Origin of the sequence: Aggregatibacter sp. HMT-949 (genome assembly GCF_041734645.1) — a bacterium.
Taxonomy (GTDB): domain Bacteria; phylum Pseudomonadota; class Gammaproteobacteria; order Enterobacterales; family Pasteurellaceae; genus Rodentibacter.
In genome coordinates this window covers 846,415-869,888 of record NZ_CP162010.1, presented here as the reverse complement: position 1 = coordinate 869,888, position 23,474 = coordinate 846,415, and the positions used below count along the sequence as shown (strand labels likewise).

Below are 23,474 nucleotides of genomic sequence, written 5' to 3'. Positions count from 1 at the left end.
GCTCCTATAAATAACTCATTCGTTGACTATGTTTTAAAATTTCTAACTTATCGCGCGTTTTACTTATGGCCAACGCCCATGAAGCTTTCGGCGATTCTACACGGATCGCGGTTAAATTCGGATACCACATATTACGCTCTCCATCAGATCCCCAACGCCAATCGCCGATAAACGGTAGTAATAACAGCGTCTTCACGCCTAACCCGCCGGCTAAATGCGCCACCGATGTATCCACCGTCACCAAATAATCCATATTCATCAAATAAGCACCGGTTTCCATTAAAGAGGCCGCATTTTCCGCCAAATTAGGAATATCGTATTCCGCAAGCAAGAGCTTTTCCTGTTCATTGCATTCTTTCTGCAAACAATACCAATTTATCCCTTCTATATCGAACAGCTCGCGTAATAATTCCGTTTGATGAATGGAACGATAAGCATCGTTTTCGTGCGTCGCATTACCGCGCCACACAATCCCGACATTTAATCCTTTCGGCACCGCATTGGTTTTGGGCTTAACTTGCATAATTTTATTTTTAGCCTGCGCCACATCCGCCGCCTCAATAAACAAATAAGGATGGCGCTTGATTACTTGCTCAAAAGGCAAATCAATATAAGCCATAATATCGTGCGGAAAAACCCAATAATCAAAGTCAGTCAATTCCACTTCAATCTTACTACTGTCGATCACCACATCAATATCCGGATGGGTGTTCAATAAGTCAACGATCGGTGTTTGCCCGATCAATGTGATTTTTTGCGCATTCAACTGTTTTTTCAATGCATAGGCCAGTTGGGAAAACATCAGCTCGTCACCCAAGCCGAATTCCGTCCAAATCACTAAATGCTTACCCAACAAATTTTGCCCTTGCCATTTTTTCGGCTGCCATTCCGCTTTCGGTGGTGGTTTAGCGCGAAAGGTATCGCTAATCAAAGGCTGACGCGCCTTAAACCCATGATGATAATCCCCTGTCATAATGGTATCCAAAGCGGCAAACACGGCGACATTCGGGTTTGTCATACGTTGACGAAATAGCCGCCAAACCGTCGACACACCGTCCACTAAACCTAATTGTTGATAAATTTTTGCTTGATACATTGTCGGATGAATATGTAAAGGCGCTAAGATCTCCATCTTATCCAACAATGACAATGCCTTGGCAAAAGCACGTTGACTTATTAAGTGTTCCAACTCCGCTTCATAATCTTCGTAACTCCGACTATGCGGTAATTTAGCAAATACCAATACATTACCCGAATCCAATGGACTCAATTCTACAAATTCAGTAACGCGTTCAAAAAATGCATCTATATTCGCTTGTGCGCTTTTTGGCAGCACTAAGGCGCCATTTATCTTCAGCACACGCAACCAACAAATAAAGCTGCTGTAGTTAATCGGGCAAGATTCATCAACCATAAGGATATCGTAGCTCTCCGCCGATACCGCATTCAACTGATGTCTCATTCCCATCTCCGGTAACCATTGAACCAAAGACAGCCCTTTCACATATTGTTCGTTAAAATTACTCAAAAAATGAGGATTACATAACAACAACGTAGATATTTTTTCAGTAGTTTCAATCGATGATTGTTGATTATTCATAATTTAATCTCTGGTAAAAATCGCGAGGGTTTGCGCCCCCGCGATTTTATCTTAATTATGGCTTAACGCCTAGCGATTACCATTTGTAACCGACACCTGCGCCAACCCCGGCTTCGCCGTTGCTGCTGACTGCACCGTTGAGTTTAATAATGACTTTGCCATTATCCAACGCACGGGAGTAGCCGACAGCCACTGCGCTCGCCCCACCTTGTGAGCCGACCGCTGCAGAAACCATGGATTCACCGGCTGCCGTCACTTGCGGTAATGCCGTTGCCGCCATCGCATTCGCTGCATAACCTCGCATTCTCTTATCGAGTTTATTTACGCGTTTGTTCAGGTTATTCACCGCACTATTCGTTGCTGTCGCATTGAAACCGGCAAGCGTTGTGTTCACATAACGTTTCACATCCCCCATATTCGCCGCGTCGGTATCTGCTGTCGCATTACCTACGTTTTGAATGCGGTTGCCGCCCATGTTAACAGTCGTTCCGCTCGCAACTTTCACGCTCGTACCTGCACCGCCGCCTAAGGTCACATTGCCTGTAGCAGTGAGATCTCTGGTGGTCACACTGTTCACGCTGATATCACGCGCCAAGGCAACACTTAAACCGCGTCCGGTTTGGGTAATAGCGATATTGTCTCCCGCGTCGAAGGTGACAGTATCGTTACCTCTCACGTTTGCAATAGACACGTTGCTCACATTGCCGGTGGACGCACTTGTTGTCAAGTTCCAGCCTGCATTGGCTTGCGTTGCGTTAGCAAGCGCAGCCGTAGCATTCGCATTAGCAGAATTTGCGGTGCTATTCGCAATATTCGCCGTGTTGTTTGCAGTGTTCGCCGTTGTGTTGGCCGCATTGGCTGTGCTGTTCGCAGTGTTCGCCGTTGTGTTGGCCACATTGGCTGTGCTGTTTGCAGTGTTCGCCGTTGTGTTGGCCGCATTGGCTGTGCTGTTCGCAGTATTTGCCGTTGTGTTGGCTGCGTTAGCAGTGCTGTTTGCAGTATTAGCGGTGCTATTCGCTGCGTTAGCAGTGGAGTTCGCAGCGAAGGCGGTGCTATTAGCCACATTTGCGGTGCTATTAGCCACATTCGCAGTGCTATTCGCTGCATTAGCAGTTGAGTTAGCAGCGAAGGCGGTGCTGTTAGCTACGTTTGCAGTGCTGTTAGCTACGTTTGCAGTGCTGTTAGCCACATTTGCAGTGCTATTCGCTGCATTTGCAGTTGAGTTAGCGGCGAAGGCTGTGCTATTAGCCACATTTGCGGTGCTATTGGCTGCATTAGCAGTGGAGTTAGCGGCAAAGGCGGTGCTGTTAGCTACGTTTGCAGTGCTGTTAGCCACGTTCGCGGTGCTGTTGGCTGCATTAGCAGTGGAGTTAGCGGCAAAGGCGGTGCTGTTAGCCACATTCGCTGTGCTATTCGCTGCATTTGCAGTTGAGTTCGCAGCAAAGGCGGTGCTATTGGCCACGTTCGCTGTGCTGTTCGCTGCGTTAGCAGTTGAGTTAGCGGCGAAGGCTGTGGAGTTAGCCACGTTTGCTGTGCTATTGGCTGCGTTCGCTGTGCTATTGGCTGCATTAGCAGTGGAGTTAGCGGCGAAGGCTGTGGAGTTAGCTACGTTCGCGGTGCTGTTCGCTGCGTTAGCAGTTGAGTTAGCAGCAAAGGCGGTGCTGTTAGCCACGTTTGCAGTGCTATTAGCAACATTCGCGGTGCTATTCGCTGCATTTGCAGTGGAGTTAGCGGCGAAGGCTGTGCTGTTAGCTACGTTTGCAGTGCTGTTTGCAACATTCGCTGTGCTATTCGCTGCATTTGCAGTTGAGTTAGCGGCGAAGGCTGTAGAGTTAGCCACATTTGCAGTGCTGTTAGCTACGTTTGCAGTGCTGTTAGCCACATTTGCAGTGCTATTCGCTGCATTAGCAGTTGAGTTCGCAGCAAAGGCGGTGCTGTTAGCAACATTTGCAGTGCTATTCGCAACGTTCGCTGTGCTATTCGCGTTGTTAGCCGTTGTGTTCGCAGCGTTCGCGGTACTGTTGGCTGCCAATGCGGTGCTATTTGCATAGTTCGCTGTGGAGTTTGCAGTATTCGCGGTTGTATTAGCCGCGTTAGCTGTGCTGTTGGCTGCGTTAGCGGTGCTGTTAGCTGCAGTCGCTGTGCTATTCGCGTTGTTAGCCGTTGTGTTCGCAGCATTTGCGGTACTGTTTGCTGCCAATGCGGTGCTATTTGCATAGTTCGCAGTGGAGTTTGCAGTGTTCGCTGTTGTATTGGCTGCGTTAGCGGTGCTGTTGGCTGCTGTCGCTGTGCTATTCGCGTTGTTAGCCGTTGTGTTGGCTGCATTTGCGGTACTGTTGGCTGCCAATGCGGTGCTGTTTGCATAGTTCGCAGTGGAGTTTGCAGTATTCGCGGTTGCATTCGCCAAGTTCGCGGTAGTGTTTGCGATCGTTGCGTTTGCCAATGCTGCATTAGCAGTATTGTTCGCAACAGTTGCAAGGCTATTAGCTGCGTTTGCAGTGCTGTTCGCTGCGTTTGCAGTTGAGTTAGCAGCAGTTGCAGTGCTATTCGCGTTGTTAGCGGTTGTGTTTGCAGCGTTGGCTGTACTGTTTGCTACCAATGCGGTGCTATTTGCATAGTTGGCAGTGGAGTTTGCAGTATTCGCAGTTGCATTCGCCAAGTTCGCAGTAGTGTTTGCGATCGTTGCGTTTGCCAATGCTGCATTAGCAGTATTGTTCGCAACAGTTGCAAGGCTATGAGCTGCGTTTGCAGTGCTATTAGCTACATTCGCTGTGCTGTTAGCCACGTTAGCTGTGCTGTTGGCAGTGTTCGCAGTCGTATTAGCCGCGTTCGCAGTGGAGTTTGCAGTATTCGCGGTTGTGTTAGCTGCGTTAGCTGTGCTGTTAGCTGCATTTGCAGTTGTGTTAGCCGCAGTCGCTGTGCTGTTCGCGTTGTTAGCGGTTGTGTTCGCAGCATTCGCGGTACTGTTGGCTGCCAATGCGGTGCTATTTGCGTAGTTCGCAGTGGAGTTTGCAGTGTTCGCGGTTGTGTTGGCTGCGTTAGCGGTGCTGTTGGCCGCTGTTGCTGTGCTGTTTGCGTTGTTAGCAGTTGTGTTCGCTGCATTCGCGGTACTGTTAGCTGCCAATGCGGTGCTATTTGCATAGTTCGCTGTGGAGTTTGCAGTGTTCGCGGTTGCATTCGCCAAGTTCGCGGTAGTGTTTGCGATCGTTGCGTTTGCCAATGCTGCATTAGCAGTATTGTTAGCAACAGTTGCAAGGCTATTAGCTGCGTTTGCAGTGCTATTAGCTACATTCGCTGTGCTGTTAGCCGCGTTAGCAGTTGAGTTAGCCGCAGTCGCTGTGCTATTTGCGTTGTTAGCCGTTGTGTTGGCTGCATTTGCGGTACTGTTGGCTGCAGTCGCTGTGCTGTTCGCGTTGTTCGCGGTTGTGTTCGCTGCGTTAGCTGTGCTGTTAGCTGCGGTCGCTGTGCTGTTCGCGTTGTTAGCCGTTGTATTGGCTGCATTCGCGGTACTGTTTGCTGCCAATGCGGTGCTATTTGCATAGTTCGCAGTGGAGTTTGCAGTGTTCGCGGTTGTGTTAGCCGCGTTAGCTGTGCTGTTGGCTGCGTTAGCAGTTGAGTTAGCCGCAGTCGCTGTGCTGTTCGCGTTGTTAGCGGTTGTGTTCGCAGCATTTGCGGTACTGTTCGCTGCCAATGCGGTGCTATTTGCATAGTTCGCTGTGGAGTTCGCAGTGTTCGCGGTTGTGTTCGCTGCGTTAGCTGTGCTGTTAGCTGCATTTGCAGTTGTATTCGCTGCAGTTGCTGTGCTGTTCGCGTTGTTAGCCGTTGTGTTCGCAGCATTTGCGGTACTGTTAGCTGCCAATGCGGTGCTATTTGCATAGTTCGCAGTGGAGTTTGCAGTATTCGCGGTTGTGTTAGCCGCGTTAGCGGTGCTGTTCGCAGTATTCGCAGTTGTGTTCGCTGCGTTAGCTGTGCTGTTAGCCGCAGTCGCTGTGCTGTTCGCGTTGTTAGCCGTTGTGTTCGCAGCGTTCGCGGTGCTGTTTGCTACCAATGCGGTGCTATTAGCGTAGTTCGCTGTGCTGTTCGCTACCAATGCGGTGCTGTTTGCGTAATTCGCAGTGGAGTTTGCAGTGTTTGCGGTTGTGTTCGCTGCGTTAGCGGTGCTGTTAGCCGCGTTAGCAGTTGTGTTAGCTGCAGTCGCGGTGCTGTTCGCATTGTTCGCGGTTGTGTTAGCTGCGTTAGCTGTGCTGTTAGCTGCTGTCGCTGTGCTATTCGCATTGTTAGCGGTTGTGTTTGCAGCATTTGCTGTACTGTTGGCTGCCAATGCGGTGCTGTTTGCATAGTTCGCAGTGGAGTTTGCAGTATTCGCCGTTGTGTTGGCTGCGTTAGCAGTTGAGTTAGCTGCTGTAGCCGTGCTATTCGCGTTGTTAGCCGTTGTATTGGCTGCATTTGCGGTACTGTTCGCTGCTAATGCGGTGCTATTTGCATAGTTCGCTGTGGAGTTCGCAGTGTTCGCGGTTGTGTTAGCGGCGTTGGCTGTACTGTTAGCTGCGTTAGCAGTTGAGTTAGCTGCAGTCGCTGTGCTATTCGCGTTGTTAGCAGTTGTGTTTGCAGCGTTCGCGGTACTGTTAGCTGCCAATGCGGTGCTATTTGCATAGTTCGCTGTGGAGTTTGCAGTGTTCGCGGTTGCATTCGCCAAGTTCGCGGTTGCATTCGCCAAGTTCGCGGTAGTGTTTGCGATCGTTGCGTTTGCCAATGCTGCATTAGCAGTATTGTTAGCAACAGTTGCAAGGCTATTAGCTGCGTTTGCAGTGCTATTAGCTACATTCGCTGTGCTGTTAGCCGCGTTAGCAGTTGAGTTAGCCGCAGTCGCTGTGCTATTCGCGTTGTTAGCGGTTGTATTGGCAGCATTTGCGGTGCTGTTCGCTGCCAATGCGGTGCTATTTGCATAGTTCGCAGTGGAGTTTGCAGTGTTCGCAGTTGTATTCGCTGCGTTAGCTGTGCTGTTCGCTGCATTTGCAGTTGAGTTAGCTGCTGTTGCTGTGCTGTTCGCGTTGTTTGCCGTTGTGTTTGCAGCATTAGCTGTACTGTTAGCTACCAATGCGGTGCTATTTGCATAGTTCGCAGTGGAGTTTGCAGTGTTCGCGGTTGTATTAGCCGCGTTAGCTGTGCTGTTAGCTGTTGTTGCTGTGCTATTCGCGTTGTTAGCTGTTGTGTTTGCAGCATTAGCCGTACTGTTGGCTGCCAATGCGGTACTGTTTGCATAGTTCGCAGTGCTGTTCGCTACCAATGCGGTGCTATTAGCGTAGTTCGCAGTGGAGTTTGCAGTATTCGCGGTTGTGTTAGCTGCGTTTGCAGTGCTGTTGGCTGCCAATGCGGTGCTATTTGCATAGTTCGCTGTGGAGTTTGCAGTATTCGCGGTTGTGTTGGCTGCGTTAGCAGTGCTATTTGCTGCAGTCGCTGTGCTATTCGCGTTGTTAGCCGTTGTGTTCGCAGCGTTCGCGGTGCTGTTTGCTACCAATGCGGTGCTATTAGCGTAGTTCGCAGTGGAGTTTGCAGTGTTCGCGGTTGTGTTGGCTGCGTTAGCGGTGCTGTTAGCTGCATTTGCAGTTGTGTTAGCAGCAGTCGCTGTGCTGTTCGCATTGTTAGCGGTTGTGTTCGCAGCATTTGCGGTACTGTTGGCTGCCAATGCGGTGCTGTTTGCATAGTTCGCTGTGGAGTTTGCAGTGTTCGCAGTTGTGTTGGCTGCGTTAGCAGTGGAGTTAGCTGCGGTCGCTGTGCTGTTCGCATTGTTAGCCGTTGTATTCGCTGCGTTAGCGGTACTGTTAGCTGCTGTCGCTGTGCTATTCGCGTTGTTAGCCGTTGTATTGGCTGCATTCGCGGTACTGTTGGCTGCCAATGCGGTGCTATTTGCATAGTTCGCAGTGGAGTTTGCAGTATTCGCGGTTGTATTAGCCACGTTAGCTGTGCTGTTCGCAGTGTTCGCAGTTGTGTTAGCTGCAGTCGCTGTGCTGTTTGCTGCCAATGCGGTGCTATTAGCGTAGTTCGCAGTGGAGTTTGCAGTGTTCGCTGTTGTATTGGCTGCGTTAGCGGTGCTGTTGGCTACCAATGCGGTGCTATTCGCGTAGTTCGCAGTGGAGTTTGCAGTATTCGCCGTTGTGTTGGCTGCATTAGCGGTGCTGTTAGCAGCAGTCGCTGTGCTATTCGCGTTGTTAGCGGTTGTGTTTGCAGCGTTGGCTGTGCTGTTCGCTGCCAATGCGGTGCTATTTGCGTAGTTCGCTGTGCTATTTGCTACCAATGCGGTGCTATTTGCATAGTTCGCTGTGGAGTTCGCAGTGTTCGCAGTTGTGTTGGCTGCGTTAGCCGTGCTGTTCGCTGCATTTGCAGTTGTGTTGGCTGCATTTGCGGTACTGTTGGCTGCCAATGCGGTGCTGTTTGCATAGTTCGCAGTGGAGTTTGCAGTATTCGCAGTTGTGTTCGCTGCGTTAGCTGTGCTGTTCGCTGCTGTCGCTGTGCTATTCGCGTTGTTAGCGGTTGTGTTCGCAGCATTTGCGGTACTGTTCGCTGCCAATGCGGTGCTGTTTGCATAGTTCGCAGTGGAGTTCGCAGTATTCGCGGTTGTATTCGCTACGTTAGCGGTGCTGTTCGCTGCTGTCGCGGTGCTATTCGCGTTGTTAGCCGTTGTATTGGCTGCATTTGCGGTACTGTTCGCTGCCAATGCAGTGCTATTAGCGTAGTTCGCAGTGGAGTTTGCAGCATTAGCCGTACTGTTGGCTGCTGTAGCGGTGCTATTTGCGTTATTAGCGGTTGTGTTTGCTAAATTCGCAGTGCTATTTGCTGCAGTCGCCGTGCTATTCGCGTTGTTAGCGGTTGTGTTTGCAGCATTTGCTGTACTGTTAGCCGCCAATGCGGTGCTGTTGGCGTAGTTCGCAGTGCTGTTCGCTACCAATGCAGTGCTATTTGCATAGTTCGCAGTGGAGTTAGCAGTATTCGCAGTTGTATTCGCTGCGTTAGCCGTGCTGTTAGCTGCTGTAGCGGTGCTGTTCGCGTAGTTCGCAGTGGAGTTTGCAGTGTTCGCAGTGGAGTTTGCAGTGTTCGCGGTTGTGTTGGCTGCGTTAGCGGTGCTGTTGGCTGCTGTAGCGGTGCTATTTGCGTTATTAGCGGTTGTGTTTGCTAAGTTCGCAGTGCTATTTGCTGCAGTCGCCGTGCTATTCGCGTTGTTAGCGGTTGTGTTCGCTGCGTTAGCCGTGCTGTTAGCTGCTGTAGCGGTGCTATTTGCATAGTTCGCTGTGGAGTTTGCAGTGTTCGCTGTTGTGTTAGCTAAGTTTGCAGTGCTGTTCGCAGTGTTCGCGGTTGTGTTCGCTGCGTTAGCGGTGCTGTTTGCATAGTTAGCGGTGCTGTTTGCGTAGTTCGCAGTGGAGTTTGCAGTATTCGCCGTTGTGTTGGCTGCGTTAGCGGTGCTGTTGGCTGCTGTTGCTGTGCTATTCGCGTTGTTAGCCGTTGTGTTAGCTAGGTTCGCGGTGCTGTTCGCTGCCAATGCGGTGCTGTTTGCATAGTTCGCAGTGCTGTTCGCAGTATTCGCGGTTGTGTTAGCTGCGTTAGCCGTGCTGTTAGCTGCAGTTGCTGTGCTATTCGCGTTGTTAGCCGTTGTGTTCGCAGCATTTGCTGTGCTGTTGGCTACCAATGCGGTGCTATTTGCATAGTTCGCTGTGGAGTTCGCTACGTTGGCAGTGCTGTTAGCTGCCAATGCGGTGCTATTTGCGTAGTTCGCAGTGGAGTTTGCAGTATTCGCAGTTGTATTAGCTGCGTTAGCTGTGCTGTTAGCCGCAGTTGCAGTGCTATTCGCGTTGTTAGCCGTTGTGTTGGCTGCATTCGCCGTACTGTTGGCAGCTTTGGCTTCGGTGGTGGCGTTGTAGGCCACTTGGGCGACGGCGTAGAGTTGTGAGCCGTTGACGGCGTCAGTCGAAGTATTGCTCAGAAGACCGGCAGCGACGTTTTGGATGCGGCGTTCTTGGCCGACTGCGCCGACGCTAACCACGCCTGCCGGGGTGCTGCCTGCGAAGTTCAGGGTGATAGCGCCCGGGCCGCTGCCGAGGGTTTCGGAGGCGTATGCGCTGAGGCCTTTGGTGCTGGTGCCGGCGGCGACGTAGGCGCTGTTGGAGCCTAAGAAGACGGAATTATTCGTCGTCGTGCTGATGTCGTTACCGAGGGCGAATACGCCGGTTTGGCCTGCGGCGAGAGTGTTGTTGTTACCGACGCTGTAGGACGCGTTAGCGTTGATGACGCTTGGGTCACCAAATGCGCCGGAATTGTGGCCGTGGACTTGGTTGCCTACACCGATTCCGATGGATTGGTTGCCGGTGACGTTGGAGGCGTTACCGATAGAGATGGATTCTTCGCCGGTGGCATTAGACCATGCACCTTGGGCGATGGAGTAATTGCCTGAAGCGGTAGAACTCATACCCTGAGCAATAGCAGCATCAGCTGTCGCTTTAGAAACTGGGCCGAAGGCGATAGACCAAAGTCCGGTGGCGTTGCTTTGAAGACCGATGGCATAAGCATGCATGGCGGAAGCGGTGGCTTCATAGCCGATTGCGTATGCGCCAAAATCAGAAGCGTTGGCTGATCTACCAAGCGCAACTGATGAGCTACCGCTGGCAGTAGTGCCATTACCGATAGCAATGGAAGCAAAGCCGCTAGCATTGGCTTGGTAACCCTGCGCGATGGAATAGCGGTCGGAGGCGTTGGCTTGGTAGCCTTGGGCGATGCTGTAATTCGCGGATGCGGTGGCGTTATGACCAACTGCAAGAGATGAAATATTGCTTGAAGTCGCATTCATACCAATGGCAATCGCATCTTGTCCTGTCGCGCCACTACCATCACGGTTGCCGGCAATTGTCGAATTCACGCCGAAATATTTCACGGAGTTTTTGCTGACGTTGTAGAGTTGTGCACCGGTTACGGCGTCGGTGGAGTTTTCGGATACTAAACCTTCGGCTAAACCTTGAATGCGGCGGCGTTCGTTGGCGCTGATGTTGCCGACGGAAATCACGCCGACGGCACCGGTTACACCTGCGGTAAGGTTATTATCTGCGGCGGTGTAAGCACTACCGGAACCTAAGAATACAGAATTATTTGCAGTGTTTTTGATGTTATTACCGAGCGCAAATACATCTGTTTGACCGCTTGCTAAGGTATTGTTATTACCCACGCTGTAGGATGCGTTGGCGTTAATGATGCTTGGGTCACCGAAGGCACCGGAATTGTGGCCAGTCACAATATTGCCAACACCGATAGCGATGGATTGGTTGCCGGTGACGTTGGAAGAGCTACCGATGGAAATGGAGGCCTCGCCACTCGCTTGGGAAGCATTACCAATGGCCATGGAATCATTAGCCGTAGCATTGGCGCCGGAGCCAATAGCCATTGGTCGCCAGTCGGCGTGAGCCTTCGCACCCGAGCCAATAGCAATCCCTTCATAAACGCCATTGCCCGAAAATGGACTAATGTATGTCGTATTAGCATAAGGACCAATTGCGACAGAATACAGGTCAGCCTGAGAGTCACTACCAAGACTAACGCCGTTTGATGCCCCTCTAGCACGTTCACCTATCGCTATACCGCCGCTAGCGTCCGCGCTATTACCAATGGCGACACCATTAACCGACTGAACATTTGTCCCGATCCCGATCCCTGATTGAACGCTCACGGTTTTCCCGATAGCTGTGGAATTTCCTAGTGAAGTTACGTTATAACCCAACACGACTGAGTAATCAGCCACAGAAGTTCCACCTAGTGCCGACGAATTTTCCCCGATAACAATTGAATGATTACCTAACGCGCTTACGTTATACCCCTGCGCAATAGAAAAATTCCCCGTGGCATTAGCGTTCACACCTTGAGCAATAGAATGATTACCCGCTGCAGAGGCATTCGGGCCGAGGGCCATGGCGTTGATGCCGGTGGCGCCGGCTGTTGCGCCAGGTTTATCAAGGTTTCCGGTTAGGGTCGAGTTGACATGGAAGTAACTCGTGGTGGTTGAAGTGGCGTACACGCTGTAGTTACTATAAGTGTCATTGGCATAATAAATGCGAGACCCTAGCCCCATAGTACCTGTACTGCTTACGTTCATATTTTCGGTATGAATCGTCATTGTTGCATAGCTATCAACAAACCCAGCGGAAGAGAGCGAACCTGTGGTCATAGGAGGAATATAATCGCCCCCCATATACAGGGCATTCTGAGCTCCACTAGAAACATTATTAGGATTCGTTACACAAGTTATTCTACCATCCGCCTCGGAGAATGGCTTACCGGCTTGTGTTCCCCTATAGTTTGGATCAGTCATAAGCATACGAATCATGCGATCCGCTTCTTGAACGGACAAACTACCATCAGCAGTAGAATAAGCCGCTTTAGTTGTGGTGTAATTTGATACGAACCCAAGTACAGGGTTTGCAGCAATAGCTTGAGCAGTAGTAGCACCACCACCCAAACCAGCATTGGAAGAATAACTAAAATCTACTTTAACAGCCGTGCCATCGGTATAACATACGCCTTCCAAACAAAGATTTGTTGCTAATAAACTTTTTCCATCATCCGATACACCTAAATATTTCCATGCATTGGCGGGCTGGGTACTAAGCCCCCATACTAAGGTGCCCGCAACGACGGCCGTCAATGCGGTGCTCGTGGCGGAGGCTTTTACGTGCCCGCGTGCGAGTTCGGATACGACGACCCAAGCTTGTTGGGCGGCGTTCCAGACAATTTTGTATATTTTGTTCATTAAAAATCACATCCTCTTATAAAGTTGTGGGTAAAAAATACGGCAAAACGCCGTTTAAATGCGTGTGTTTTACACAGACTTAAACAGCGTGAAACGGCGTTATGCCTAAATGTTTTCTGGCGAAATTTTAACCGTTTTCCTGCCAAAAAAGCGACGATATTCTATGGGAGTTTTGGGGGAATGTAAAGGCTGTTTTGGGTAAGGATAAATGACGTATCGGTTCTGCTTTCAGCCACTTGGGGCGTGGTGACAGCCTTTTCGGTAAACATAAGCGAGAACAATCTGATGCCATTGCGATTTTTTGAAGGAACAAAGCAGGATTTTTTGCGGCTTCAATGCGGTGCTGATTTGGTAGTACGGTAATAAATACCATTTTACTTTTAGATAAAATCAAACTACCATTGCATTACATTTTGCATTACAAATGAGGGAAATTATGGCTACACTAAATGTTCGTTTAGACGACGAATTGAAACAAAAAACTTATGCGATTCTTGAACGTTTAAATATTTCGCCGAGTGAAGCGATTCGTCTTTATTTTCAATATATTACGGAAAATCAAAAATTGCCGATTAAGTCTGTCAGCGTAACGGATGAGGAACAAGAATTATTGGAAACGGTGCGTTATCGTTTGGCAAATCCGCAACAAGGGATTAAGGTGAGTTTAGATGAATTATGAATTAGAGTTTGATCCGCGGGCGTTAAAAGAATGGAAAAAGCTAGATGAAACGGTGAAAACACAATTCAAAAAGAAATTAGCAGCCGTGTTAATAAACCCGGATATTCCGGCCAACCGTCTAAGAGAATTTCCTTATTGTTATAAAATCAAGCTGAAAAAATTAGGCTATCGCTTGGTTTACCAAATTCAGCATGAAAAAGTCGTGGTTTTTGTTGTGGCCGTGGGCAAACTAGAAAAAGAAGAAACTTACGATAAAGCCAAAGAAAGACTTTTCTTTTAACCCGTAGAAAATTCAATGCGGTGCTGATTTGAACTTGCGTGGGAGCACCGCATTGGAGTGAAATTTGGGTGACTTTTAAGGTGAATAATTATATTATTCGCCTTATTTTTTAAGGCAAATAGAGGAAATAATTGCCGTATGAACACGCAAAGCTATATTTGGCAACAGGAAAATTGGACGGATTGGCAATATGATGCGGTGGCGGTGACGGATTTATTAAGTCAGGCGCATTATCGACAGGGATTGTTATTGGGGCGGTTATGGGATATCGGGCTAGCTGAGCGAACGGCGATCAGTTTGCAGATGTTAAGCGAGACGGTGCTGAAAAATAGTGAGATTGAGGGCGAGCTTTTAAATGCGCAATCCGTTCGTTCGTCCTTGGCGCGTCGTTTGGGCATTGAGACGGGCGGGCTTACGCCGGTCGATCGCGTGGTCGAGGGCGTGGTGGAGATGACGTTGGATGCGGTGGAAAATTATCAAACACCTTTGACTCTTGAGCGTTTATTCGGCTGGCATGCTGCGCTATTTCCTACCGGTTATAGCGGGATGGCAAAAATTCATGTGGCGCAATTTCGCGATGATCGAGAAGGCGCGATGCAGGTTATTTCCGGTCGTTTCGGTGAACCGAAAATTCATTTTCAAGCACCGCCAGCCGAGCGGCTAAAAAGTGAAATGCCGCTTTTTTTGGCTTGGATAAATGATGAAAACGGGCTTGATCCTTTTATTAAAGCGGCTATCGCCCATCTTTGGTTTTTAACGTTGCACCCTTTTGAAGACGGAAATGGACGTATCGCACGTGCAATTGCGGATTATTTATTAACCAAGGCGGATAATCATGGGTTTCGTTTTTATAGTCTTTCAGGGCAAATTCAAAAAGTGCGCGCGGATTATTATGATATTTTGGAACAAACGCAAAAAGCCGAGGTGTCATTAACGGCGTGGATCCGTTGGTTTTTGCAGGCGGTGATTGATGCGATGCGTAATGCGCAAGAAACATTGGAAAACGTGTTGATAAAAAATCGTTATTGGCGCCATTGGCATACTTTTTCGTTAAACGAACGTCAGAAAAAAGTGTTGAATCGTTTGCTTGATCATTTTGAAGGTAACCTGACGAATAAAAAATATGCGGCGTTGACAAAAGTTTCGCGCGATACGGCATTGCGTGATTTAACCGATTTGGTAGAAAAACGCATTTTGCAACGTGCGGAAGGCGGCGGACGAAGTGTGAGTTATACGTTGTTGTCGCCTGAAATGTTATCCGCCGAAGATTAGCTCGCCGTCGGGCAAATTATTGAACGAAGCCGCGTTGCGGCTTTTTTTGTGGCTTCAATGCGGTGCTGATTTGAAGTTGCGTGGGAGCACCGCATTGGAGTGAGGGTGATTGCATTATTTTTTAGCAGTTTTATAATGTTTCACAAAATCACATTTTAGGAGGAAGCAGATGCAATCGACCTTAAGACAACAAGGCGGGGCGGCGGTATTGACTGTTCCGATGGCAATTTTGCAACAGATGGGTTGGCAGATCGGCTATAAAATTAATTTGCAGGCACAGGGCGAACAGATCGTGTTAACACCGGTGAAACGCGCGGCGCGCGGGCGGAAGACGGTGTCGGAATTGTTGTCCGGGATTGATTCGACAGAGATTGCCGAGCTAAATGCGTCGGTGAGCGATTTTAGTGAGACGAAATGCGTGGGCAAGGAGATGATTTGATGCGTGTTCCGAAAAAAGGTGAGATTTGGCATGTCGATCCGGATCCGACCAAAGGCAGTGAGCTGCGTCAGCCGCATTATTTTATTGTGGTGACCGATGAGTTGTTAAATCGGGCATTGGGTACGGCGTTGTGTTGCCCTATTTCAACCGGCGGAAAGGCGGCACGTTCGCAAAATGTAACGGTGGCGCTTGAGGGCAATAGTACGGCGTCCGGTACGATCACCGGGGTCATTCTTTGCCATCAAGTGAGGGCATTGGATTTAGCCGCGCGTCAGGCTAAGTTCGCGACAATTGCAGAGGATTATTTGATCGAAGAGGTGGTGATGAAACTGGTGGATTTGATTGATCCGCAATAAGCTTTCCTCCGTAAAATTCTATTAAGCCGCGTTGCGGCTTTTTTTTTGCGGGAACTTTACGGCTTCAATGCGGTGCTGATTTGAAGTTGCGTGGGAGCACCGCATTGGAGGTGTTTTGGATTTTGGGGTTTTGGGGGAAATCAGGACAATTTTTAATTTGAAATCAAGGCAAACAAGGCTATACTTAAAACGTATCATTAAGTGATACTAAAAAGGGCTAAACTAAAGGATTAACGATTGGGGAGAGGCTGAATTTTGTCAGCAATGTAAATTATGAATATGCGACTACAAGTGAAACAATGGGGTAATAGTAAGGCAATCCGTTTACCAAAGGACTTTACTGATGCAATGAATTTAAATATGGGCGATTTTTTAGAGTTAGAAAAAATTAGTCACGATACGATTAAAGTGGTGATTCTTCCGAATACCCCGGAGAAAAAAAGAAGATTAACATTAAGTGAACGCCTTGCCATGACTGAACTTGAACGGTTACCCGTTGTTGAAGAATGGGATTCACTCACACCGAGAGGAAAAGAAATTTAATGGCCGGTTCAACATTTAAAAGAGGCGATATCATTACTGTTTGCTTAAATCCGGTGGTAGGAAATGAACTGCAAGGAGAAAGACGCCCGGCTTTAGTATTAAGCAGTAGCAAATTTCACAAATTAGGATTTATGATGATCGCCCCGATTACACAAGGCAATGCGGCGCTTGCCAGAAATAATGGCTTTGCCGTGACATTAAGCGGAACCGGCTGTAGAACGCAAGGCGTTATCGTTGCATATCAAGCTCGAATAATTGATTTCAGGAATCGAAACGCCCAAAAAATTGAATCTGTGCCTGATTATGTTTTATCTGAAACGCAAGATATCATTGAAGCTATTTTAAAAGATGAGTAAAAAATGCCCCAAATTTGGGGCAATTTTTTTACACAATACACACGGCCAAACTTAATTGTTTGTTGTGGAATTGATGAAGGGTGCCGCGGTGGCCGATGCTTAAAATAATCATATTCGGCAGGCGGGTTTTGATGGTTTGATAAAGTAATTGTTCCGTCGGTTCGTCCAGTGCCGAGGTGGTTTCGTCGAGAAACACGACATCGGGTTTGGTGAGCAAAATGCGAATGAAAGCGACGCGTTGCAATTCACCCGGCGAGAGAACGGCTTGCCAGTCGTTTTCTTGATCCAGCGCGGGCAAGTATTTCTCCAAACAACAATCGCGCATTATGTTTTCCAGTTCTTCGTGATGCGGATTGATGTCAGGATAACAAATGGCTTCGCGCAAGGTGCCTTGCGGCATATAAGGACGTTGAGGCAGGAACAGGCTGCCGCTGCACGGATGTTCGGCAATGCCGACGGTTTCAAAAGGGTAAATTCCCGCAATGGCTTTCAATAAAGTGGTTTTGCCGGTGCCGGAAGCGCCTTGAATCAGCAAGGCGTCGCCATTTGTTAATTCGACGTTAATATTGTTAAGCAAAAGGCGTCCTTGTTCGTCTTTTATGCCGAAATCTTTCAATGCTACGCGATTTGAGCATTTGTAAGGCCGGCTTACTTCCGATTGATCCAGGTCGTCTAATTTGGTCATAAAGCCGTGCAGACGATTTAGGCGCGCTTGGTAAAGGGTGAATTGTTCGTAAAACAAGCGGAAAAAGGATAATGCGGTCATTAAGCGGTTAAACGCTTGTACGGTTTGGTGCATATCGCCAAGTTTGATTTGGCCGCTGAAAAAACGCGGTGCTTGCAACATTAATGGCAGCAATTTGGCGGTGCGGGTGACGCCGGTGTTAAAGCCGTCCAAGCCGAGCATTTTCAATACAATCGCCCAGCGGTTGCGAATAATGTCGGCAAATTTGTGCTGCAAGAAAATGCGTTCTTTTTGTTCGCCTTGATAAAAGGCGATACTTTCCGCATTGTCGCGCACGCGAATGAGGGAATAACGATAATCGCCGTTGAGTTTTTCTTTGTTAAAGTTGAGTTTGATTAGCGGGTGGCCGATCCACACGGACATTAGCGTAGCAAAAATGATGAAGGCATAAATAAAAAAGACGACGCCCTTTTCGATGTTCAATCCAAATAGGCTTAACACACCGGACAGCGACCAAAGAATAATGGTGAATTCAATGGTGGTGAGAACAGAATTGATGACGCCGCGCGCAATTTGTACGGTGCTGGAAATAAATTCGCGTGCATCTTGTTCGATCCGCTGATCGATATTGTCGGGCAGTTCGCGTTCGTATTTAAGGCGATAATACTTTTTGTTTTCCAGCCAACGTCGTAACAGCACCGCATTGAGGCTTTCCAGCCAGCGGATTTCAAATACCTGGCGTAGAAAATAATCGGCGATGGAGTGAATCACTTGCACTAAAACCAGCACCGCATTGAGTTTGGCGAAAAACCAGAATTTATCGGCGTCGAGTTCTTGCATTGCGCTATATAAGCCGTTGTAAAAAAATGAGTTAAGCACACTAAAGCGCACTTCAAGCAAAATCATTAAAAATAGCAAGAGTAACAACGCGATGATTTTGAAGCAGTTTTGCCGCGTTACGGAAGGCGCGGCAATTTGCCAAAATTTTTTGCCGAAGGCGGTTTGTTTCAAGGCAGCGATGCTGATGACAAAGCACAACACCACCCAGAAAAGGGCGTTTAAAAGCCAGCTTAAACTGTTATTAAGTTCGGTTTGCCAGTTCATAAATTTCCATAAACGAAAAAAGGGCGAAAGCTTCGCCCTAAATTTTAGCGGTTAATTAAAATTCCACTTTTGCGTTAAGCATTACTTCACGACCATAGCCTAAAGACACCGGCACGATGTAATTATCCGCATTACCGGAAGTGGATTGATAATACACTTTGTCGGATAGGTTTTTACCATTCAATTGAAGGTTAACTTTTTTACCCGCAATTTTCGTTTCGTAAGCTAAATAAGCATCGTAAACGGTGGCGCTTGGAATTTTATAAGCCTTTTTATAGTTAGAACTATAAGCCGTCCAACTGCCGAGATAACGCGCGCCGGTGCCGACACGCCAGTGGCCGCTTAAAAACTCGCCTAAATCGTAGCTTAAGAATAACGCCGCTTGATGTTTTGGTACGCCATTTAATTGTTTACCTACCGCATCGCCGTATTTATCGTCTTTTAAGCTTTTCACTTTGGTATAAGTATAAGTGGCGGAAGCGCTTAATTTATCGGTAATGTTACCGTTAATATCAATTTCGATACCGCGAGAACGTTGTTTGCCCGCGATGTAAACGTCACCGTTTGCATCTGTTTGTGAAACGTTGTGTTTATTGATATTAAATAAAGCCAAGGTGGCATTAATATCAGCGCTTTCGTATTTCATACCGGTTTCAATGGATTTGCCTTTTTCCGGTGCCAAATCCGAAGACACTTTATCCGCAATACTATATTGCGGACGGAAAGATTCCGCATAATTGGCATAAGTCGCCCAGTTTGATGTCAACTTATAAACCGCACCGAATTGATAAAGCAGTTTGCCGTCATGTTGTTTGGTGTTCGGTACGAAAGTCGCGCCAATGCGGTGCCGTCCGGCTACTTGATCAAAATATTCATAACGCAAGCCGCCGGTTAAGATAACGTTATCGGTAAGGTAAGCGGTATCTTGAAGGAATGCGCCAAGTGTTTTGATATGGTTAATCTGATAGTTGTTTGCTGCCGGTGCTGCCACTGCCGGCGGATTGGTATAAACCGGATGATCGATATTAATGGTGCGCCATAGCCCGTTGTTATAAACTGGCCCGGTTGTGCGATAGTTGCGTGTTGCATCCAGTCCAAAGATAAAACGGTTGGCCACTTCGCCGATAGCGAATTCACCGATTAAATTGGCCGATGCAGTATGAATGCGCTGATCGGCGGCTTGCATTTCGGTACGACGCAATGCAGTGCGCGGTGCCAAAGGATTGGAATAAATTACCACGCCCCGCGCATTGCGTTGCTGATAGGTTAAAGTTGCGCTATCGTTGGTATTTACTGCCACTACACGGGTTTGGCGATAATGATATTTATCGCGCGCATAACCGTAAGCAAAGTTGATTTTCCATTGGTCATTTAACTTATGTTCGAGTTTTACTTGAATATTGTCGGTTTTGCCATAGGTTTGGTTATTCGGCTCGTCTAAACGACGTTCCGCCGGAATATTCACTACGTGGCCGTTAACCAATTGGGTACCGCGATCAAACGGCTGTGTATAATCAAGATGTTCGTAAGTCGCTAAAACTTTTGTTTTACCGTTTTCCCAAGAAAGCGACGGGGCATAAGTGGTACTTTTGATCTGACCGAAATTACGCCAATAATCTTTTTCTTGTTTGTCGTAAATAAAGCGATACGCAAAACCGTTGCCTAAACCGCCTGTAGAATCGAATTGCGTCCCCCACATATTATGAGTGCCGAAGCTCGCCCCGACTACGTGTTTACTTTCTTGCTGCGGTTTTTTGCTAATCACATTAATAATGCCGCCCGGATCTTGAATACCGTAAAGCACTGATGCCGGCCCCTTCAAGACTTCCACGGTTTCCGTGGTCGCACCGAAGTTATGTGACGGCCCCGCTTGCATACCGTTACGCATAATTGAATTATCACGGTTACCGCCGAAGCCGCGTTTTTGCACCGCATCAAACACTCCGCCCAACGTATTGGCTTGGCTTACCCCGCTCACGCTGGAAAGGGCGTCAATCAAATCATTCGGTTTACGATCTTCGATTAATTTTGTTGTCACCACATTTACCGTGGTCGGCGTATCAATAATCGGCACATTTACTTTTGAAACGGACGAAGTTCCGACAGCGTGATAACCGATTTGCTGTAATTCCTGTGCGTTTACGTCAATCGTATCCAGCACTTCCGTATTTTCGCCGACTTTTGCTTGTTTTTGCTCTTGCGGATGCGCCAACGCGGAACCGGCAATACTCGCCAAAATCGCGGTATAAATTACGCTATGTTTAAAAGTCATTCTTGGTTTCCTTAAAATGAGAGTAAAAAAACGGCGGCAAGTATAACGAAAACGATTGCCCGACTCAATAGGAATTATTCGCATTAATTATCCCGTCATAAAAATTCTGTGAACATCGAAATCAGCACCGCATTGGACGCTTATCCGGCGGGCTTCAATGCGGTGCTGAAACGCGATCTCGATAAACCGTTGGAATCAGGCGAACTTCCGGCAAAAAATAACCGCACTTTAATTCGTTCCTCAAAAACAAACTAAAGTGCGGTTATTTGAGTTGGTCTGTAAGCCGAGTTCTGTCGCGGACAATCATTCCTCTAGACGGCGAATTACTCCGCCGTTCAAGCAACCTACCCGAACTCAGGGCGGGCCACCCCTTTTGAGTCCCTACTTGGTTTTGCTACGAGTGGAGTTTACCCTGCTGCCAACCGTTACCGGCGGCACGGTGCGCTCTTACCGCACCCTTTCACCCTTACCGTTTGCACGGCGGTCTGCTCTCTGTTGCACTGGTCGTAGGCTCGCGCCCCCCGGACGTTATCCGGCACTCTGCCCTGTGTAGCTCGGACTTTCCTCTCGTTTACTTGTCCCGCTATGTTGTATTGCACAGGCGTGCAACACGGTTAAGGGCTTCAATAAACCAGCGATTGTCTGACCAACTCGGCGCGTAGTATAGAGATTAACAAAAGTGCGGTCAATAAAACCTAACGAATTTTAAATGCGCATATATCATAGCTTCAGGCGCAATATCGTAAGCTCTCGTATCAGCAAGAGGACATAATTTTTCATTCGTTTTTTGATGCCATTCAGCTAAAATAGCGCCATTTCAACGCAGGTTAGGATGGTTATGAATTATCTACAAATCGCTCGCGACACGCTTGCCGTGGAGAGCACCGCATTGACGCAATTAAGTCGACGTTTGAACGATGACTTTAATCAAGTCGTGGAATTGATTTTGGCTTGCCGAGGACGTTTAGTTATCGGCGGCATCGGTAAATCCGGTTTAATCGGCAAGAAAATGGTGGCGACTTTTGCCTCCACCGGCACGCCAAGTTTCTTTTTACATCCGACAGAAGCCTTTCACGGCGATTTGGGTATGCTTAAACCGATTGATATTGTTATGCTGATTTCTTACAGCGGCGAAACGGACGATGTGAACAAACTGATCCCGAGTCTGAAAAATTTCGGTAATCAAATTATTGCGTTAACCAGTAATAAAAATTCGACGCTGGCCCGTCACGCGGATTATGTATTGGATATTACGGTGGAACGCGAAGTTTGCCCGAATAATTTGGCGCCAACCACGTCTGCCTTAGTCACTCTGGCTCTCGGTGATGCGTTAGCGGTGTCTTTGATCACCGCGCGCGATTTTCAACCGGCGGATTTCGCCAAATTCCATCCGGGCGGTAGCCTTGGACGTCGCTTGTTATGCAAAGTGAAAGACCAAATGCAAACGCGCTTGCCGGTTATTGCGCCAAACAGCAATTTTACGGACTGTTTAAGCGCAATGAATGAAGGTCGAATGGGGGTGGCCTTAGTGATGGAAAACCAACAACTAAAAGGCATTATCACTGACGGCGACATTCGCCGCGCCTTAACCGCAAACGGTGCCGACACGCTGAACAAAACCGCGCAAGATTTTATGACCCGTTCGCCGAAAACGATTCATCAAGAGGAATTTTTAGCCAAAGCGGAAGAGTTGATGAAAGCGAAGAAAATTCACTCGTTGGTTGTGGTGGATGATGAAAATCGCGTGGTCGGATTAGTGGAATTTTCAAGCTAAGGAAACCCAAGTTAAGGAAGCATCATGCAACAAAAATTAGAAAAAATTAAATTGGTGATTACCGACGTGGACGGCGTGCTGACCGACGGACAACTGCATTATGACGCCAATGGCGAAGCGATCAAAAGTTTTCATGTGCGCGACGGGTTAGGTATGAAAATGCTGATGAACGCCGGTATTCAAGTCGCCTTGCTATCCGGCAGAGATTCTGCCGTTTTGCGCCGTAGAATCGCCGATCTTGGCATTAAATTATTTTTCCTCGGTAAATTAGAAAAAGAAAGCGCCTGTTTTGATTTAATGAAACAAGCCGGCGTTACGCCCGAACAAACCGCTTATATCGGCGATGACAGCGTGGATCTGCCGGCATTCGCCGTGTGCGGCGTTGCTTTCGCGGTAGCCGACGCGCCAAGTTATGTGAAAAATACGGCGGATTATGTCCTTTCTACCCAAGGCGGCAAAGGCGCATTTCGGGAAATGTCCGATATGATTCTGCAAGCGCAAGGCAAATCTGCCGTATTTGACAGTGCGCAGGGATTTTTGCAATCGGTGAAGAATATGGGGCAGTAAAAATTGACGTTCTCCTCTCAAAACAGCACCGCATTGAAAGCCGCTTCAATGCGGTGCTGTTTTGCTAGGCTAATTCTGCTTTATTTCAACAAAATGCTCGATTAATTTGATCATCAATTCCTTTTGCTCCGGCAAACTTTCCGCCACCAACAACGCCAATGCTACAAGGGTATTTTCGTTAATCAGCCGTTCTACCGGTTTTGCCAATAAATGTTGATTCAAATGCAAGTACAACAAAAACAAGAAAGAACCGGTGCGTTTATTTCCGTCTGCAAGCGGGTGATTTTTGATCACGAAATACAACAAATGCGCCGCGCGACTGGCCACATTCGGATAAAACAATTCTTCGCCCGTTTAGAACTAATGCGGTAACCTACGGAAATAATGGCATCAAGGTTATAGTGTTTTAACGTACGCTTAACCTGACGTTTTCCCTCTTGGCGAACTACCGAGAAATCCTCGGTAGTTAGATTCTCATCAAGCTCACCTTCTGCGTAAATATTTTTCAAGTGCAAACTGATATTGTCGGTGCTCGTATCAAATAACATTGCCATTTGAGGTTGATTAAGCCATACCGTCTCATTTTCCAACGAAACCTGTAACGAAACTTGCCCGTCTTCCGATTGATAAATTTGAATTTGACTGTTCATCGTTCTCTCCTGTAAATGAAATCAGGTAGCTCTGGTGAAATTTTAAGAAAAAGACAAGTATATTTTGTTGATTTTTTGAGCCGAATTGCAAAATGACATTTGAATGGCAATAAA

14 protein-coding genes, 1 other RNA gene and 1 pseudogene are annotated in these 23,474 nt (G+C 47.9%); 10 read left to right on the top strand and 6 right to left on the bottom strand.

Features of this window, described 5'->3' with window-relative positions:
* Positions 1–4: 4 nt before the first annotated feature.
* The gene (locus AB3F25_RS04045) at positions 5–1,600 is read right to left on the bottom strand and encodes a hypothetical protein (RefSeq protein ID WP_373604224.1); all 1,596 of its coding nucleotides are present in this window, start codon (positions 1,598–1,600) and stop codon (positions 5–7) included.
* A 76-nt stretch (positions 1,601–1,676) separates the two neighbouring features.
* Complete coding sequence (locus AB3F25_RS04040) at positions 1,677–12,383, bottom strand: hypothetical protein (protein WP_373604223.1); 10,707 nt, start codon at positions 12,381–12,383, stop codon at positions 1,677–1,679.
* A gap of 436 nt (positions 12,384–12,819) precedes the next feature.
* On the opposite strand from AB3F25_RS04040, the gene AB3F25_RS04035 reads away from it, so the two are divergent.
* From AB3F25_RS04035 to AB3F25_RS04005, 7 genes are all read left to right on the top strand, one after another.
* Entirely contained in the window at positions 12,820–13,062 is a 243-nt protein-coding gene (locus AB3F25_RS04035; protein ID WP_373604222.1) for a type II toxin-antitoxin system RelB/DinJ family antitoxin, read from the top strand.
* Complete coding sequence (locus AB3F25_RS04030) at positions 13,052–13,342, top strand: type II toxin-antitoxin system RelE/ParE family toxin (RefSeq protein WP_373604221.1); 291 nt, start codon at positions 13,052–13,054, stop codon at positions 13,340–13,342. The genes AB3F25_RS04035 and AB3F25_RS04030 overlap by 11 nt, the downstream gene beginning before the upstream one ends.
* A gap of 138 nt (positions 13,343–13,480) precedes the next feature.
* Positions 13,481–14,614 carry a Fic family protein gene (locus tag AB3F25_RS04025; protein ID WP_373604220.1) on the top strand — a complete coding sequence of 378 codons (1,134 nt, stop codon included), beginning with the start codon at positions 13,481–13,483 and terminating at the stop codon, positions 14,612–14,614.
* A 169-nt stretch (positions 14,615–14,783) separates the two neighbouring features.
* Positions 14,784–15,053, top strand: a complete 270-nt coding sequence (locus tag AB3F25_RS04020) for an antitoxin (protein ID WP_373604219.1) — start codon at positions 14,784–14,786, stop codon at positions 15,051–15,053.
* Complete coding sequence (locus tag AB3F25_RS04015; RefSeq protein ID WP_373604218.1) at positions 15,053–15,409, top strand: type II toxin-antitoxin system PemK/MazF family toxin; 357 nt, start codon at positions 15,053–15,055, stop codon at positions 15,407–15,409. The genes AB3F25_RS04020 and AB3F25_RS04015 overlap by 1 nt, the downstream gene beginning before the upstream one ends.
* Positions 15,410–15,682: 273 nt before the next feature.
* Entirely contained in the window at positions 15,683–15,952 is a 270-nt protein-coding gene (locus AB3F25_RS04010; RefSeq protein ID WP_373604217.1) for an AbrB/MazE/SpoVT family DNA-binding domain-containing protein, read from the top strand.
* Entirely contained in the window at positions 15,952–16,308 is a 357-nt protein-coding gene (locus AB3F25_RS04005) for a type II toxin-antitoxin system PemK/MazF family toxin (RefSeq protein ID WP_373604216.1), read from the top strand. Before AB3F25_RS04010 ends, AB3F25_RS04005 begins: the two co-directional genes overlap by 1 nt.
* A 28-nt stretch (positions 16,309–16,336) precedes the next feature.
* Here the strand turns inward: AB3F25_RS04005 and AB3F25_RS04000 are convergent, their stop codons facing one another.
* Positions 16,337–18,097, bottom strand: a complete 1,761-nt coding sequence (locus AB3F25_RS04000) for an ABC transporter ATP-binding protein/permease (protein WP_373604215.1) — start codon at positions 18,095–18,097, stop codon at positions 16,337–16,339.
* 55 nt (positions 18,098–18,152) lie between these two features.
* Positions 18,153–20,369: a TonB-dependent siderophore receptor gene (locus AB3F25_RS03995; RefSeq protein WP_373604214.1), complete on the bottom strand. Its 2,217-nt coding sequence runs from the start codon at positions 20,367–20,369 to the stop codon at positions 18,153–18,155.
* 108 nt (positions 20,370–20,477) lie between these two features.
* Here AB3F25_RS03995 and AB3F25_RS03990 point away from each other — a divergent pair, with 108 nt between their 5' ends.
* The gene (locus AB3F25_RS03990) at positions 20,478–20,624 is read left to right on the top strand and encodes a hypothetical protein (RefSeq protein WP_373604213.1); all 147 of its coding nucleotides are present in this window, start codon (positions 20,478–20,480) and stop codon (positions 20,622–20,624) included.
* Positions 20,625–20,632: 8 nt separating this feature from the next.
* On the opposite strand, the gene rnpB is transcribed toward AB3F25_RS03990, so the two are convergent.
* Positions 20,633–21,023, bottom strand: an RNA gene (rnpB, locus tag AB3F25_RS03985) — RNase P RNA component class A.
* Between the two features lie 184 nt (positions 21,024–21,207).
* On the opposite strand from rnpB, the gene AB3F25_RS03980 reads away from it, so the two are divergent.
* Positions 21,208–22,143 (top strand): KpsF/GutQ family sugar isomerase, encoded by a 936-nt coding sequence (locus AB3F25_RS03980; RefSeq protein ID WP_373604212.1) that lies wholly within the window; start codon positions 21,208–21,210, stop codon positions 22,141–22,143.
* Positions 22,144–22,167: 24 nt separating this feature from the next.
* A complete protein-coding gene (locus tag AB3F25_RS03975; RefSeq protein ID WP_373604211.1) occupies positions 22,168–22,710 on the top strand; it encodes a KdsC family phosphatase in 543 nt (180 codons plus the stop codon).
* A 69-nt stretch (positions 22,711–22,779) separates the two neighbouring features.
* On the opposite strand, the pseudogene rhuM reads toward AB3F25_RS03975, so the two are convergent.
* Positions 22,780–23,360: pseudogene (gene rhuM, locus AB3F25_RS03970) on the bottom strand (RhuM family protein).
* Positions 23,361–23,474 lie beyond the last annotated feature (114 nt).